Source organism: Paracoccus ravus (assembly GCF_004522175.1).
In the GTDB taxonomy this organism is placed as follows: domain Bacteria; phylum Pseudomonadota; class Alphaproteobacteria; order Rhodobacterales; family Rhodobacteraceae; genus Paracoccus; species Paracoccus ravus.
The window spans coordinates 36,569-52,342 of record NZ_SDEB01000010.1 but is presented as its reverse complement, the minus strand read 5'-3'; the positions used below and the strand labels follow the sequence as shown (position 1 = coordinate 52,342).

The following is a 15,774-nucleotide window of genomic DNA, read 5'->3' as shown; positions in this document are numbered from 1 at the left end:
AAAGGGAGAGAGACACATGAAACCTGCCGAAACCGGCAAGATGCCCCCACGCCAGCCCCTGCACCAGCGCCTGCGCGGCCTATTGCAGGCCGCCGTCGCAACCTTTGCCCTGGTGGCGGCAAGCACCGCCCTGCCCCAGACCGCCGCGGCCGAATTCCCGGAAAAGCCCGTGACGCTGGTCGTCTGGTCGGGCGCGGGCGGGGCGCTCGACACCTATGGCCGCAAGCTGGCCGAGCTTTTGGAAAAGGAATCCGGCTGGACCGTCAAGATCGACAACCGCCCCGGCGGCAGCGGCGCGGTCGGGCTGTCGCAGATCGTGACCCAGCCCGCCGATGGCTACAGCATCCTCGTGCTGACGGGCACGCTGACCTTCGGCATCGCGCAGGGCCTGATCCCCTTCAAGCTCGATGACCTGCGCCTTCTGCGCGCGATGCAATCCGAGCCCTCGTCGCTGGCCGTGCTCAAGGACAGCCCGTTCCAGAACGTGCAGGATTTCGTCGATCACATGAAGGCCAATCCGAACGGGCTGAAGGTCGGCGGCCATTCCTCGGGCGGGTTCCATCAATACATGCTCTACCAGATGATGAAGCAGGGCGGTTTCGAGAGCGGCTGGATCCCGCATGACGCCTCGGGCAAGGTCACGCTGGGCCTGCTGGGCCAGCATATCGACGCGGCGATGATGACGCCCTCGACCGGGCTGTCGCAGGTGAAAAGCGGCGAGATCCGCCTGCTGGGCGTGACCACCGAGGAACGCTCGCCCTTCCTGCCCGATGCGCCGACCTTCAAGGAACAGGGCTTCGACATCGAGGGCGCGATCTGGCGCGGCATCGCGGTCAAGGCGGGCACGCCCGATGAGGTCGTGGCCTCGATCCAGACGGCGATCGACAAGGTGACCGCCTCGGAGGACTGGAAGAAATTCCAGGAAGAGCAGTTCCAGGACAGCCCGAACTGGACCGAGGCGGAATTCACCGAGCGCACCAAAAAGGATCTGGAGGAACAGCGCGAGTTCCTGCAATCCGCCGGTCTTATCAATTGACCCCGCGTCCCGATACCGACGCTGGCCGGAGGATTCCGGTCAGCGAGCTTGTGACGGGCGGTCTGTGTCTCGTCGCGAGCGGCGTCTTTCTCGCGCTCGCCACCGCGCTGCCCCAAGGCCATTCGCGCGGCGATGACGGCCCCGGCGCGTTGCCCGAGCAGATCGGCGTCTTTGGGCTGGTCTGTTCCGGTTTCTACCTCTTCTTCACGCTGCGCGGCGGCTTTCCCGGCGTGGCGGGGAAATTCACCGCCGCCCCGCGCGCCCTGGCGAGTTTCGCGATATTTGCTCTGGCCATGGCCGCGGTGCCGCTGCTTGGACTTGCTTCGTCCCTGGCGCTGGCAGCCGCCGGGCTGACGCTCCTGTTCCAAGGCGAACGGCGCTGGCTGCGCGCCGCAGCGACCGGCATTGCATTGTGGCTGATCGCAACGCTGCTGTTCCAGCGGCTGCTGGGGCTGCCGCTTCCGTGATAGGGCTGGGGGCGATCTATCTTCTGGGCGGGATGACGGGCTGGGCCTGCGCATGGCTTGGGCTGCCCTTGCCCTGGATGATCGGCCCGCTGCTGACCACGGCGACTCTGGCGCTGAGCGGTGTCCTTGCCAAGCCGCTGCCGGTCCGGACCCGGCCCTATGGTCAGGCGGTGGTCGCCTCGACCGTGGGGCTGTCCTTCACCGGCGAGGCGCTTCAGGCCGTGCTTGGGGCGCTGCCGCTTCTGCTCGGCATGGCGGGGTTGACGGCGGCCCTTGCGCTCTGCCTGTCGGTCCTTCAGGCCCGGCTAGCCGGGGCGCGGTTGTCGCGCATGGCGTTGGCGACATTCCCCGTCGCTCCGGTCGAGGCCGCCATCATCGCCGAAAGCTGCGGCATCCCCCCTGCGCCGGTGGTCATGGCCCAGACCCTGCGCATCGCCGCCATCGTCGTGACCGTGCCCCTGCTGCTTTACGCCATCGACGGGCGGCCCCAGGCCGATCCTGGCATTTTCCATGCGGTCGCAAACCCCGCCCTGCTACCCCTTCTTGCTGTGCTGGCCTTTGCCAGCGGACAGATCTTTCGCGCCCTTGGCTGGGTCAATCCCTATTTCCTCGGACCGCTTGCAATCACTTCGGCGGTGACGGCTTGCGGGCTGGACCTGCCGCATTACCCACCCCCGATCCTGGCCGGGGCGCAGATCCTGCTTGGCGCCTGGCTTGGCTCGACCTTTCAGATGCATCTGTTTCGCGGTGCGGCTGCCGAGATGGTCATTTCCCTGCTCGGCACCGTCCTGCTGCTGGCGCTGACCTCCGGCGCGGCGCTGCTCATCGCGCATCTGAGCGGCCATAACTGGGAGACGGCCATTCTGGGCATGGCGCCCGGCGGCGTGACCGAAATGGCCCTGACCGCGCAATATCTGCACCAGGACGTGGCCCTTGTCACGGCAGCGCATGTGGTGCGGATCTTTCTGCTGATGCCCTTGGCGCGGCCGCTGATCCGCATGCTCGACCGCCATGACCGGCGGCTCACGTCCTGATACAATTCCACACGCCGCTTCCGCCTTTCTAGATCCTGAGAAGATCCGCCGCCTTCTCGGCGATCATGATGGTCGCCGCATTGGTATTGGCCGAGACCAGACGCGGCATGACCGAGCTGTCGCAGACCCGCAAGCGGTCGATCCCGCGCAATCGCAACTGGGGATCGACGACGGCATCCTCCGTTCCACCCATGCGGCAGGTTCCGACCGGATGGTACGAGGTGCGGGCATGCTGTCGGGCAAAGGTCCGGTAGTCCGAGGCGCTACGGATCTCCGGGCCCGGCAGGTGGATTTTGCGCAGGTAGCGTCCGAATGAGGGCTGGCTCAGGATGTCCTGACAGAGCTTGATGCCATCAACCGCGCGCTCCAGGTCATAAGATTCGGCAAAACAGTTCGTGTCGATGCATGGGGCGGACCAAGGATCCCCCGAGGACAATGTGACACTGCCACGCGATCGCGGTCGCAGATGGTACGAATTCAGCGTGCAGCCATGACCGCCCGGCACGGTGCCGATCCCCTCTTCGACCCCCGCGCCGGGCAGGAAATGCATCTGGATGTCCGGGGTGGCCTCATCGCGGTCGCTCCACCAGTATCCGCCGGCTTCGACGATATTCGAGGCGACCGGACCCTTTCGGAAAAGCGCGTATTCCAACCCGGCGGCAAGCTGCCAGCGCCGCTGCTTGTAACGGTCGATTCCGAAGGGGCCGCGCAACGCGCCAATCACGTCGACCGCAGTATGATCCTGCAGATTGCGGCCGATCTGCGGCAGGTCGCGCAATACCTCGATCCCGTGGCCGCGCAGCATCTCGGCAGGCCCCAGCCCCGAGAGCATCAGAAGTTTGGGAGAGCCGATGGCACCCGCCGTCACGATCACCTCGCGCTCGGCCCGCAGGGGCACGGGGCGGCCAGCTTCGATGATTTCGACGCCGACGGCGCAGCCGTTCTCGATCAGGATACGGCGGATGGTTTGCCCGGTGCGCACCGTCAGGTTGGGCCTTGTCTCGGCGGGACGCAGATAGGCGACGGCCGTGCTGCTGCGACGGCCATTGCGGGTTGTCGTCTGGTAGAAACCGATCCCCTCCTGTCGACCCGCGTTGAAATCGGCATTGAACGGCAGGCCCGCATCCTGACCTGCCTGCACGAAGGCCCGCGACAAGGGATGCGGTGTCTGAGAGCTGACGCCCAAGGGACCGTCGCAGCCATGACATTCTCCGCCGAAGGTATCGTTGCCCTCGGCCTTGCGAAAATAGGGCAGGACATCGCGATAGCCCCATCCCTCGCAGCCGTCCCGATCGCGCCAGCCGTCGAAATCCTCGGCGCAACCACGGGTATAGACCTGGGCATTGATCGAACTGCCCCCACCCAGCACCCGCGCCTGAGGATAGACAAGACGTCGCCCCTCGATCTGCCGCCCGGCCTCGGTCTGGTAACCCCAGATCAAGGGCCCCGCGGTCATGCGGAAAAAACCCACTGGCAGATGGATATAGGGATTGCGGTCGCGCGGACCAGATTCGATCAACATGACCGAAATATCGGGGTCCTCGGAAAGCCGCGCCGCCAGAACACAGCCGGCAGATCCCCCGCCGATGATGATGTAATCGGCCATTTTTATCCCTCCACAAACCCAACATGCTGTATTTAAATGATAATCATTTTGTTCTGTTTGCCCGCCCTGAGCAACAATCGGAATTCTCTTGCCCGACGTCAAGTCTGTGGCTACCGTTATCGTATTCAAGGGTTGTCATACAACGTGGGAAGTGAACGTCCAATCGTAAACCTGGGGAGGATTTCGAATGACAGGCCAGACAAAGACATATTTAACCCGCCCGATGGCGCGGCGATCGTTCCTTGCGACAGCCGCGGCCGGCGCAACCGTCGCAGCCCTGCCGCACCGCCTTTTTGCGGCCGAGAAGCCGACTCTGGTGACCTCGATACGGTCACTGTCCAACCCTTATCACGCGGTCTGGAAGTCGGGTGCGGAAGCATTCGCCGCCAGCATCGGGCTTGAGCATGTGACGCTGGTGTCGGAGGGGAACAGCGAAAAGGGGATCGCGGATATCAAGGCCATGCTGGCCAAGACCGGCGGAAACATGGTGTTGAACTCGGATCCGAACGACACCCCGGATGCACGCCCGATCGTCGAGGCATGTGCCGCCGCCGGGGCCAGCGTCGTGACGCAATGGAACAAGCCGAAGGATCTGCATCCGCGCGACTTCAACCCGTTCTATGTCTCGCATATCGAATTCGACGGCATCGCCAGTGGCAAGCAGATTGCCGAGATCCTGTTCAAGGCGATTGGCGGATCGGGTGGGATCATCGCGCTTGGCGGCCAGATTTCGAACACCGCCGCGATCGAGCGCAAGGCGGGTCTTGAACAGGCCCTGGCGGCCAATTCCGACATCAAGCTGCTGGATTTTCAGGTCGCGAACTGGAAATCCAGCGAAGCCTATGACCTGACCGGCAATCTGCTGACCCGATTTGGCGACGATATCAAGGGCGTCTGGGCCGCCAATGACGACATGGGCACCGGCGCGCTCGAGGCGCTGCGGGCCGAGGGGCTAGCGGGTAAGGTGCCGGTGGTCGGCGTCGATGGCATCAAGGCCGCCGTCGATGCGGTCAGGGCGGGCGAGTTCGCCTGCACCGTCACCTCGGATCCGTTTTGGCAGGGCGGCATGGGGCTGGCGATCGGGCTGGCGGCCCATCAGAAGAAATTCGACCCCGCCGCAGAGCCGCCGGACCGGCGCGAATTCTATGGTCAGGCCGTCCTGATCTCAAAGGACAATGTCGAGGAATATTACAAGACCAATATCGAAGCCCAGCCCGTGCTGGACTGGGCCGATCTCTGGGGCCGAGTGACCGGGCCGATCCGCAGCGCCTGATCCGACCATCACATGCCGCGGGCCGGTTTTCCGGCCCGCCATCCATCGCGATGATGCAAGGGGGCGACCATCCGTTGACCGACAATGTCCAAGATCTCAAGCCCGGAAACATCCATGAGGAACAGATGTCCATGCCGCGGCCTGCCCTGTTCGGCGAAAGCAATCGCAAGCGCTTGCGCCGCTGGGCTCCGGCATTGGTTCTAATGCTGCTCTGCACGCTCATCACGATTGCCAATCCCAATTTTATCGAGCCGCGCAATCTGATCCGTGTGGCGAATTCCGCAGCCGTCCCCCTGACTTTGGCGATGGGGCTGACCTTCATCATCCTGATGGGCAGCATCGACCTTTCCGTGGAAGGCTCGCTCTCGATCGCGGCCATGGTCACCGTTCTGCTGGCCGCGAATGACGCCAATGCCAATTCCTGGGGCTGGTTCGCCGTCGCCGCCGCCATCGCGGCAAGCACGGCGCTCGGCGCGCTGACGGGTGCGATACAGACGTTTCTGCGGATTCCTTCGTTCATGGCGACGCTGGGGATCTGGTTCATCGGATTGGGGGTCTCGGTCTATATGCTGGGAGGCTCGGCGGTGCGGTTGATGGATCCGAGCATCCGCGACCTCGCCCTTGCCCGGTTCCTTGGCTTCCCCCTCTCCGTCTGGGTCGCGCTGGGGGCATTTCTCTTGGCCTGCGCGATCCAGTACCATACCCGGCTGGGTCGCCACATCCTTGCCATCGGAGGCGGCGAGGAGGTCGCCGAACTGTCTGGTATCAAGCTGCGCCGGGTCCGGATCGCGGCTTTTGCGCTGGCTGGCTTCTTTTTCGGACTGGCTGGGATTCTGGCGGCGGCGCAGCTGGGCCGTTCGGACGCGGTTATCGCAGATGGCAGGCTTTTCGCTGCCGTGACTGCGGTCGTGGTCGGCGGCACTGCTTTGACCGGGGGCGAAGGCGGCGTGGTCAACACATTGATTGGCGTGCTGATCGTCACCGTGCTCGGCAATGGCATGATCCTGCTGGGCGTTTCACCCTATGTCCAGCAATCGGTGCAGGGACTTCTGATCATTGCGGCGGTCGCGCTGTCGCTGGATCGGCTGCGCCTTCAGATCGTGAAGTGACCGCCATGCTGACAGCCAATGGGATATGCAAGTCCTTTGCCGGAGTACCGGCGCTGAAGAATGTCTCGGTCGAGATCAGGCCAAATGAGGTCGTCGGCCTGATCGGCGAGAATGGTGCAGGCAAATCGACCCTGATGCGTGTTCTGGCCGGGACCCATCAGCCCGATGGCGGCGCCCTGTTGCTGGACGGAAAACCGCTGCGCCTGAGACATGCGGCGGATGCGGCGGCACAGGGTATCGGCATGGTCTTTCAGGAGCAGTCGCTGCTGCTGAACCTCTCGGTGGCGGAAAATATCTATTTGGGTCAAGAGGATCAGTTCCTGCGCTTCGGCATCGTCAACTGGAAGGCGATGCATGCGGCGGCAAGGCGTCAGCTTGCCAAGATCGGCGTCGACATCGACGTGCGCGCCCGTGCGTCGGAACTGACCTTCGCGGCGCGCCAGATGGTCGAGCTTGCCAAGGCGCTGACGCTCGAGGAAACCGTCTCGCGTCCGCTGGTCATCCTGCTGGATGAACCCACATCGGTTCTGGGCGCGGGCGATATCAAGGTGCTTTTCGACCGCGTGCGGGCGCTCAAGTCGCGGGCGAGTTTCGTCTTTGTCTCGCACCGGCTCGATGAGGTGCTGGAGATCTCGGATCGGGTTTACACCATGAAGGATGGCGAGGTCGTGGCCGAACACCGGGCCGATGCGATCACCGGACCCGAACTGCACGAAATCATGGTGGGACGCGGCTTGCAGGCGAGCTATTACAAGGAGGACCGACAGCACCCGCCGCGCGACGACATCATCGTCGATGCCAGGAAAATCAGCCATGCCGGCCATTTCTCTCAGGTCGATCTGCAGATCCGCGCCGGCGAGATCCTGGGCATCGCCGGGGTAGTCGGCTCGGGGCGGGAAGAGGTCACGCGCGCCATCGGCGGCTTCCTTCCCCATGATTCCGGCACCTTGAGCATCCGGGGAGAGCGGGTCCGCTTCCGCTCTCCACAGGATGCCGTGCGGCGCGGGATTGGCTATGTGCCGCGCGAAAGACGGGTCGAAGGACTGGTCATGTTCCTTTCCATTGCCGAGAATATCACCCTGGCCGATCTGTCCGCCGTGACACGGCGGGGTGCGATCAGCCATGGCCGCGAGCGAAGGCTGGCTCTGGACTGGATCAGGCGGCTCAGGATCAAGGCGCCGGGTCCGGAGATCGCCTGCCGCAAGCTCTCGGGCGGCAATCAGCAAAAGGTGGTTCTGGCGCGCTGGATGACGGCGGGATCGCGCATCCTGATCCTCGACCACCCTACCCGGGGATTGGATGTGGGGGCCAAGGAAGAGGTCTATGAACTGGTGCGTGAGCTTTCGGGGGACGGCGTGGCGATCCTGCTGATCTCGGACACGCTCGAGGAAACCATCGGCCTTTCGCATCGCGTGATGGTGATGCGCGACGGCGAGGTCACCGCCCATTTTGATGCGCCCGCAGGGGCGAAGCCGGATCAGGTCGATCTGGTCCGCGCCATGGTCTGAGGAGATACAGATGGACTTCCGAACCCTTAGATCCGCGTTTTCCCTGGGCTGGGTCAATGCGGCGATCCCACCGGCATTGCTTTTGATCCTCATCCTTGGCATCGGCAGCGCCGCGCCGGGCTTCCTGACCCAGGAAACGCTGTTGCTGCTGCTGGCAAATACGGCGGTGCTTTTCATCCTCGCCGCGGGCGTGACCGGCGTCATTCTGGTCGGAGGGATCGACCTCTCGATCCAGGCCATCGCGTCGCTGTCCAGCGTCATCCTGGCCCAGCTCGTCCCCCAGATCGGGATCATGGCCTTTCCCGCCGCAATCCTTGCGGGGGTCGTTTTCGGTGTGCTCAGCGGTCTTGTCCATGTCCGGCTGAAAGTGCCGTCCTTTGTCGCCACCCTGGCGACGGGGGGCGTCGTCGCGGGGATCGCGCTTTGGGCCGCCGATGGCCGCGCCATCACCATCGAGGCCAGCGGGCGCGTCTTTACGGGCTGGATCAACGGAAGCTTTGCCGGACTTCCCGTCGTGGTCTGGATCGCCGCAGTTCTGGGAGCGGCGCTCTACCTCGTGATGCGCTACACGCCCTTTGGCCGCTACAGCCTCGCCATCGGCGCAGGCGAGCCCGCCGCAATCGCTGCCGGGATCAATGTGGACCGGACCAAGATCATCGCCTTTGCCATCTCGGGCGGGCTGGCCGCGATCGCAGGCGTGGTGCTGGCGGCGCGGCTGTCGAGCGGCTCGCCGACGCTGGCGAACCAATTGCTGCTTCCGGCGATTGCGGCGGTGATCGTGGGTGGCACTGCCATCACCGGCGGGCTGGGTGGCATCGGCCGGACTGCCGTGGGGGCGCTGATCATCTCGATCGTGCGGATGGGAATGACATTCATCGGGGTCAACATTTTTGCCGAGAACGTGGTCTTTGGCGCGGTCCTGATCCTGGCGGTCGCGATCACCATCGACCGCAGCAAGATCGCCGTCATCAAATGAAAGGCGCGCGCTATCTCAAGCCTGAGAGCACCACGCTGCAGGGCCGCGGCGTGGTGCTGCCCCGGTCACATCGTGTCCAGCCCGATCAGTTCGATCTTGTAGCCGTCCGGGTCCTCGACAAAGGCGATATGCGTCGTGCCATGCAGCATCGGCCCCGGCGGACGTGGAATCTTTGCACCCTGCGCGGCAAGCGCCTCGCAGACCGCGTAGATGTCACGCACGCCCAAGGCCAGATGCCCAAAACCGGTGCCCATCTCGTAAGGCGCGTCGCGACCCCAATTATGCGTCAATTCGACAACGGTATCCGTTTCCTCGGGCCCGTACCCCACGAAGGCATTGGTGAATTTGCCATCCGGATAATCGTCGCGCCGCAGCAACGTCATCCCAAGCAAGCGGGTATAGAAGTCGATGGATCGGTCCAGATCAATAACCCGGATCATCGTATGCATCATTCGGAAATTGCCGGATGCGTCATTCATCTCCGCGTTTCTCCTGTTACGAGTTGATTTCATGCGAATGATTGGCGCTCTGCAGATGCTCTGCCCCTCGGCTCCTCGCATGATTTGTAGGATAACCATGGAACAGAATGAATTGTCCAGACCTTTCCAATCCGTGCCGGAGCATGCCACATGAACCCTCTTTCCACGCTTCAGCAAAGCCTGATCGCCAAGCTTGCGGATGCGGTTCCCGCATCGATCCTGTTGACCGGGACCGAGGAGTTGGAACGGTACAGTTGCGACATCTCGGGGATCCGGCATGCCCGCCCGCTGCTGGTCGCCCGCCCCGGTTCGACCGGCGAATTGAGCCGTCTCATGGGGTCTTGCCATCGCCATGATATCCAAGTGGTGCCGCAGGGCGGTCTGACCGGGCTCGTCGGAGCGGCCGTGGCCAGCCATCCCGCGGGTGAGATCGTCGTCTCGCTGGAACGGATGGACCGCGTCCGCTCTGTCGACGCCATCGACTATGCCATGGTGGTCGAGGCAGGCTGTGTGCTTGAAAGGGCCAAGGCCGCCGCAGATGCGGCAGGCTGTCTGCTGCCGATCACATTGGGCTCGCAAGGCTCCTGCCGGATCGGCGGCAATATCGCCACCAATGCCGGAGGGTTCAACGTCCTGCGCTATGGCATGACCCGCGATCTGGTCTTGGGGCTCGAGGCGGTGCTTCCCGACGGCCGGGTCTGGGACGGGCTGCGGGTGCTGCGCAAGGACAATCGCGGCTATGATCTGAAGCAACTCTTCATCGGCAGCGAAGGCACGCTGGGCATCGTGACGGCCGCGGCGCTCAAGGTCTTTCCCCGTCCCGATCAGGTCGAAACCGCCTTTCTTGCCCTTGGTTCGATCGAGGCGGCACTCGAGCTTTACTCCCGCGCGCGCCGGGAATGCAGCGATCTGATTTCGGCTTTCGAACTGATCCTGCGTCCGGGACTGGAGGTGGCGTTGAACAGCCGCGCCGATCTGCGCGACCCGCTTGGGGACCGGCATCCCGTCTATGTGCTTGCCGAACTGTCTGCGGCGGGCCGGATCGATCTGCGCGGCTTGCTCGAAGGCTTTCTCGCCGATGCCGGCGACATCGTGCAGGACGGGGTCATTGCGTCAAGCCGGGCACAAGCCGAACGCCTGTGGCTGCTGCGCGAGGTCATGGTGGACCGGCAAGGCCGGGGCGGTCCCTATCTGCGCAGCGACGTCTCCGTCCCGATCTCGCGGCTGGCCGCATTCGTGGCGGATGCCCTTTCCGCTCTGGCGCTAAGCCATCCCGATGCGACACCGATCACCTATGGACATGTCGGCGATGGAAACCTGCATCTGAACGTCATCCCACCCCAAGGCATGAACCCGAACGAGATGGCGCAGATGATCCACGAGGCCGAAGAGGTCCTGTTTGAGGTGCTCGACCGCCATGGAGGGTCGATCAGTGCAGAACATGGCATCGGGACGGTCAAGCAGCAGGCATATCTCAGCCGTGTCGATCCCGTGACGCTGGAACTGTCCCGGCGCATCAAGGATGCATTTGACCCCCGCCATCTTTTGAGCGATGGACGGATCTTCAACCGGTGACGACAAGAAATCCAGAGAACCCCATGTCGCTCAAGCTCGACAAGGTCAACCGCGGCCCGCACCTGTCCACGCTGGTGGCCAGCTCGATCTCGCGCGAGATCGCGCAGGGCAGATTGAACCCCGGGGACCAATTGCCCACAGAGCAAGAATTGGCGCAGACCTTTGGCGTCAGCCGCAATATCGTCCGGGAAGCGATTGCCCGGCTGCGGGCCGAGGGGTTGGTCTGGTCGCAGCAGGGCCGCGGCGCGTTCGTCTCGGCACAATCCGACGCGCCGGTGCTCAGGCTGGATCTGGGCCCGGTGCAGGACAATGCGGCATTTGCATCCTTGTTCGAATTGCGCGGACTCTTGGAGGTCGAGGCCAGCGCGCTGGCCGCCGCACGCCGCGACACCGACGACCTTGCCGCCCTGTCCGAAGCTTTGGAGAAAATGCGCCAGGCCGCCTATGGCAGCCGGGCCTGGCTTGAGGCCGATCTGGCATTTCATCAGGCGATCGCCACCGCGACGCGAAACGATTATATCGCGCAATGCCTCTCGGCGGTATCCCAGCGCGTCGGGGACAGTATTCTGGCCTCCGGTCACCAGCGCGCGTCGGGGGAATTGGCAGATATGACTCTGGGCGAACATCAGGCAATCCTTTCCGCCATCGAATCCGGCGACGAAGCCGAGGCGCGCGGCGCGATGGCGCATCACCTGAAACAGGCGGCCGGTCGGTTGAACCTAGATCCGATCGGGACCGCGGCCGCGAAGCCGCTTGGATCAGCATAGGCGTCATGCAGCAATGACCGACAAAGCATTGTTTAAGATGATCCCGCAGACGCCCAACCTGCGCAGCGAGTTGGTCGACACGCTTTCGGCGCAGATCGAGGCGGGCGATCTGAAGCCGGGTGAGCGCCTGCCGACCGAGCAGGCCATCATGGAAGCGACCGGCGTCAGCCGCACCATCGTGCGCGAGGCGCTGGCCAGCTTGCGGGCCAAGGGCATGATCACCACAAGGCAGGGCCTGGGGGCCTTCGTGTCGCACGATCCCACGCCCCGCGTGTTCTCGATCCTTTCCGCCGATCTCGAATCCATCGAAGAGGTCTTGCAGGTTCTGGAACTTCGCATCGGAATCGAGGCCGAGGCCGTCGGACTGGCCGCCCAACGTCGGACCGCCGAAGACCTTGCGCGGATGACGGCCCATCTTGACGAGATGGATCATGCGATCGAGGCGGGCGGCTATGGCGCCGACGAGGATTTCGCCTTTCATCGCGCGATCCTCACGGCCACTGGAAATCCCTATTACGCGCGCCTCTTCGACACGTTCGGTCGCGCGATGATCCCGCGCCAATGGTCGCGCCTGTCTCCGATGACCGAGGCCGAGCGCAGGCGTCATAACGCAAGGGTAAGGAAAGAGCACCGGGCGATCCTGGCAGCGATCGAGACAGGCAATGCGCGGGCGGCACGAACGGCCCTGCGTCAGCATCTGGGAGCCAGTGCGCGCCGTTTTGCCCTGCTGCGGCAACGCAAGGCAGATGTCTGATCCACGATCTGATGCGGCTCCTGCCGCAAAAGACCGCAGGACCCCGACAGCGCCCCGCGAGACCAGACCCTTCAGGGCGTTGCGAGGCCACGCAGCACCTGCGGCCAAGCTGCTGCGGGCCAAAGCTGTTCCGCGCAATTCGGGATGGTGGCCGCCTGACGGACCGGTTCCCGCGCGCCCGGCACGCATCTGACATCAAAGCGCGTGCCACGGATTCGAGCCCAGGGCCGCCATGACGAGCCCCTGCCCTGCGCGAGCCCCCCGGAAATCGCCCGAGACCGGCGCGGAGCGCTTCGACCATCGGGATCGGCCGCTGTCCTTGGCCTAGATGGTTGCCCGGAGCAGGGCGTCAGAATTTCCACCGCGCCCCCAGAATGAGCGCCGAGATATCCTGATAATCCGCGCCGGTATCGTCGTCGAATTCGTATTCGCGATAACCCAGATAGGCCTCGAGACCGTAATCGTCGAAAGCCTGCACCGCCTGAATGCCCCAGGATTTGGAATCCGAACCCGAGACCGCGTAGTCGCTGCCGTCGAAATAATCGATCGAGACTGCAGTGCTGCCCTGCGCGATCAACTGGCCCGTCCAGCCGATCTTGGCATAGCCATAGCTGCCATTGTCGTCCTGCCCGTCGCCCAGGGCGAAAGTGGCGTTCAGCCCGGTCGGCAGATGCACCATCGAGGTCGAGGCGATCACCTGCTCGCTATCGCCATCATCATCGGAATTCTTCCAGGCATAGCCGATCGCGGCGTCGGCCTTGAACATCTCGCTTTCATAGCCGTAGCGGGCGGCGACGTCATAGTAATCGGCATCGTCATCCTCGGCTAGGATTTCCTCGCCATAGGCCAGCGAGATCATGAAACCGCTGAATTTCGGCGTGTCATAGCGGATGCGGAAGCGCCTACCTCCGTCGAAATCCTTGAAGACATCACCGATCACGATGCCCGAGAGCGCCTCGCCGTCGCGGAATTCATAGCCTCCGGCCATGTCGGGCAGGTTCGCATAGCCCGCAAGACTGGTGCCGGAATTGTCGATCTCGGCCACGCCATCGGTTGCCATGCTGCCCTGGCCGATCCAGACCGAACCGAAATTCGCGATATAGACGGCTTCGAACTTGCGCAGATCGGTGCGCTGCCAGTCGATCCAGTCGGCATCCTCAAGCTGGCTGGTCTCTGAGGTGGTCTTGAAGCCGAGCCCGGTCTCGAAATTCATCCTGAGCTTGTTCTCGCCCAATGGCATGTCGATCCAGAAGCCCATGCGGCTGACCGAATTGCCGTTATCGACGAAATCGTCATTGGTCTCTTCGCCGTCATCGACGCGCTGATAGGTCAGGTTCAACTGGCCATAGAAAGTCGCGGTCGCCCCCGAGGGATGCGTAAAGGTCAGGTCCTGGGACCGGGCTGGAAGGGCCGCGATACAGAGGCTTGCGGCGATGAGAAGGATCTGGGTCTTCATCTCGCTGTCTCCTGTTTGCTAATGTCCTTTGAGGACAAGGGTCTGGATCGGCAGAAGCAGGGCCTGGATGCGCAGGATCAGCGCATGGACCAGCCCGACTGCATCCACCGCATGCAGGGCAAAGCGCCGGAAGCCACCGATTTCCGGATCGTCCAGCTTGTCGTGATTGCTTGAATAGGCATTGGCGATGCAGGTCGCGCCCTGGGGCAAGCCGTCCAGCGCCCCCTGATAGAGCGGCTCCATGATCACCGTGATCGTGCCGCCCTGCGCGAGGTTCTGGACATCCTGCAACTGATCCGTCGGGCGCACCTGGCCCGAGGCGATCACCTCCTGCACCTGGGTCACCACCATCGGGATGATCTGCCAGGGCTTGGCAGCGCAGGTGACCTCGCCGATCATGCCCGGTTTCATCACCTGGCTCTCGATCTGGCCGAACCCGGCGGCGAGACCGGTGACGCGGCGTGCTGGGACAAGGATGCCCGCCGGGCGCAGCATGGGATTGACCACATCGCCGGGCCGCAGCGCGAATTGCTGCACGATACCGTCGGTCCCGGCCACGACCAGGGTCTTGTCCAGTTCGACCTGCGCCTGGGCCAGGGCCGCCTCGGCGCTGGCCCTTTGCGCGGGCAATTGATGCTCGACCTGCGCCACCAGCGCATCGCGTGCCGCGATCGCGGCATCGACCTGACCCTGCTGCGTCGCGACCTGGACCTCGGCGCGCTCGACATCGCGCCGCGCCACGGCGGTCGAGTTCTGCATCAGCAGCGCATTGCGGGTCTCATATTCGTCTTGCGCCTGCGCCAGCATGCCCTCGGCCTGAGCGATCCTGCCCTCGGCCTCGCGAACCTGGATCGTGGCGACCTTCAGCGCGGCGTCGATCTCATCGAGCTTGCGACGCGCGGTCTCGAGCGCGGCCTTCTGCTCGAAATCCTCGAGCCGGAACAGCGGATCGCCCTGTTTGACGCTCTGGTTGATATCCACGAAGGTCTCGGCGACGCGGCCATTGGTCTGGGGCAGGATGGTGACGGTGCGAAAGACCGAGGTCGCGGCCTTGGTCGCCGGGTGGAAATAGAAGATCGCGGTGATCAGCGCGATGGTCAGCAAAAGGCAGAGCACGATGCCCCAGCGCAATTCGTACCATATGGTGAAGAGCGTGATCTCGCGGCCCAGCCGCTTGCCCTGCCCAAAGCGGCGATAAAGGAAATCCGGCAGCACCGTGACCGAGGAACATAGCAGCAGTTCAAGCATGACCCTGCTCCGTCGCGTCGCGTTCTTCGGTCGGGTTCAGGTGAGGGGGGGTGGGCACCGAGGGCGACGGCGGCTCAGGGGCCGGGGGAACCCCCGCCATGCGCCCCAAGGATTGCGCCATCGAACTTAGCGGGGTGGTGAAATCCGGCAGCGGAATGATCGCGATCAGCAACCCCGCGATCCAGAAGGCATGGTTATGGGTGAAGAGCGAGATGAGCGCCAGAACCGCGACCAGCTCAAGCTGGATCTTTTGGCCGCGATGGGCCATCTGCTCGGGTAGGGCGTGGAGCTTGAAGTAAAACACCCCGACGCCCACCACCGCGAGGATCAGGAAGATCCCCGTCGCGATCATCAACCAGTCGGTCTGACCCGGCAGGGTGATGAAGGGCGGCAGATGCGCCACCGCCTCGGGATGGAGCAGGGTCTGGTTCTCGGCTACGCTCGCCACGATTTTCTCCGTTCCGGTTTCAACAAAGCCGGGCCGGA

Annotated in this window: 15 protein-coding genes; 10 read left to right on the top strand and 5 right to left on the bottom strand. The window is 63.8% G+C overall.

Features of this window, described 5'->3' with window-relative positions:
• The first annotated feature begins 16 nt into the window (after window positions 1–16).
• The 3 genes from ESZ60_RS10080 to ESZ60_RS10075 are packed head-to-tail and all read left to right on the top strand — an operon-like array spanning window position 17 to window position 2,537.
• Window positions 17–1,036 carry a tripartite tricarboxylate transporter substrate binding protein gene (locus ESZ60_RS10080; RefSeq protein WP_209021279.1) on the top strand — a complete coding sequence of 340 codons (1,020 nt, stop codon included), beginning with the start codon at window positions 17–19 and terminating at the stop codon, window positions 1,034–1,036.
• Window positions 1,033–1,503: a tripartite tricarboxylate transporter TctB family protein gene (locus ESZ60_RS20735; RefSeq protein ID WP_167620108.1), complete on the top strand. Its 471-nt coding sequence runs from the start codon at window positions 1,033–1,035 to the stop codon at window positions 1,501–1,503. The genes ESZ60_RS10080 and ESZ60_RS20735 overlap by 4 nt, the downstream gene beginning before the upstream one ends.
• Entirely contained in the window at window positions 1,500–2,537 is a 1,038-nt protein-coding gene (locus tag ESZ60_RS10075) for an AbrB family transcriptional regulator (RefSeq protein ID WP_167620107.1), read from the top strand. The genes ESZ60_RS20735 and ESZ60_RS10075 overlap by 4 nt, the downstream gene beginning before the upstream one ends.
• A 28-nt stretch (window positions 2,538–2,565) precedes the next feature.
• Here ESZ60_RS10075 and ESZ60_RS10070 read toward each other — a convergent pair whose 3' ends face one another.
• Window positions 2,566–4,143 carry a GMC family oxidoreductase gene (locus ESZ60_RS10070; protein ID WP_134680451.1) on the bottom strand — a complete coding sequence of 526 codons (1,578 nt, stop codon included), beginning with the start codon at window positions 4,141–4,143 and terminating at the stop codon, window positions 2,566–2,568.
• Between the two features lie 316 nt (window positions 4,144–4,459).
• On the opposite strand from ESZ60_RS10070, the gene ESZ60_RS10065 reads away from it, so the two are divergent.
• From ESZ60_RS10065 to ESZ60_RS10050, 4 genes are all read left to right on the top strand, one after another.
• Entirely contained in the window at window positions 4,460–5,416 is a 957-nt protein-coding gene (locus tag ESZ60_RS10065; protein ID WP_209021278.1) for a sugar ABC transporter substrate-binding protein, read from the top strand.
• 131 nt (window positions 5,417–5,547) lie between these two features.
• Window positions 5,548–6,525 carry an ABC transporter permease gene (locus ESZ60_RS10060; RefSeq protein WP_209021277.1) on the top strand — a complete coding sequence of 326 codons (978 nt, stop codon included), beginning with the start codon at window positions 5,548–5,550 and terminating at the stop codon, window positions 6,523–6,525.
• Between the two features lie 5 nt (window positions 6,526–6,530).
• The gene (locus ESZ60_RS10055) at window positions 6,531–8,033 is read left to right on the top strand and encodes a sugar ABC transporter ATP-binding protein (protein WP_134680448.1); all 1,503 of its coding nucleotides are present in this window, start codon (window positions 6,531–6,533) and stop codon (window positions 8,031–8,033) included.
• Window positions 8,034–8,043: 10 nt separating this feature from the next.
• Entirely contained in the window at window positions 8,044–9,009 is a 966-nt protein-coding gene (locus tag ESZ60_RS10050) for an ABC transporter permease (RefSeq protein WP_134680447.1), read from the top strand.
• Between the two features lie 65 nt (window positions 9,010–9,074).
• Here the strand turns inward: ESZ60_RS10050 and gloA are convergent, their stop codons facing one another.
• Window positions 9,075–9,461 (bottom strand): lactoylglutathione lyase, encoded by a 387-nt coding sequence (gene gloA, locus ESZ60_RS10045; protein WP_280633999.1) that lies wholly within the window; start codon window positions 9,459–9,461, stop codon window positions 9,075–9,077.
• 177 nt (window positions 9,462–9,638) lie between these two features.
• Between gloA and ESZ60_RS10040 the strand changes: the two genes are divergently transcribed.
• From ESZ60_RS10040 to ESZ60_RS10030, 3 genes are read left to right on the top strand one after another with little or no spacing between them, the layout of a single operon-like run.
• The gene (locus ESZ60_RS10040) at window positions 9,639–11,063 is read left to right on the top strand and encodes an FAD-binding oxidoreductase (RefSeq protein ID WP_134680445.1); all 1,425 of its coding nucleotides are present in this window, start codon (window positions 9,639–9,641) and stop codon (window positions 11,061–11,063) included.
• Entirely contained in the window at window positions 11,060–11,830 is a 771-nt protein-coding gene (locus ESZ60_RS10035) for a FadR/GntR family transcriptional regulator (RefSeq protein ID WP_209021276.1), read from the top strand. The genes ESZ60_RS10040 and ESZ60_RS10035 overlap by 4 nt, the downstream gene beginning before the upstream one ends.
• 37 nt (window positions 11,831–11,867) lie before the next feature.
• Window positions 11,868–12,584: a FadR/GntR family transcriptional regulator gene (locus ESZ60_RS10030; protein WP_209021275.1), complete on the top strand. Its 717-nt coding sequence runs from the start codon at window positions 11,868–11,870 to the stop codon at window positions 12,582–12,584.
• A 349-nt stretch (window positions 12,585–12,933) separates the two neighbouring features.
• Here the strand turns inward: ESZ60_RS10030 and ESZ60_RS10025 are convergent, their stop codons facing one another.
• The 3 genes from ESZ60_RS10025 to ESZ60_RS10015 are packed head-to-tail and all read right to left on the bottom strand — an operon-like array spanning window position 12,934 to window position 15,736.
• Complete coding sequence (locus ESZ60_RS10025) at window positions 12,934–14,040, bottom strand: porin family protein (protein ID WP_134680442.1); 1,107 nt, start codon at window positions 14,038–14,040, stop codon at window positions 12,934–12,936.
• An 18-nt stretch (window positions 14,041–14,058) separates the two neighbouring features.
• Complete coding sequence (locus tag ESZ60_RS10020) at window positions 14,059–15,288, bottom strand: HlyD family secretion protein (RefSeq protein ID WP_134680441.1); 1,230 nt, start codon at window positions 15,286–15,288, stop codon at window positions 14,059–14,061.
• Window positions 15,281–15,736, bottom strand: coding sequence for a hypothetical protein (locus tag ESZ60_RS10015; protein ID WP_209021274.1), 456 nt, complete (start codon window positions 15,734–15,736; stop codon window positions 15,281–15,283). The genes ESZ60_RS10020 and ESZ60_RS10015 overlap by 8 nt, the downstream gene beginning before the upstream one ends.
• Window positions 15,737–15,774 lie beyond the last annotated feature (38 nt).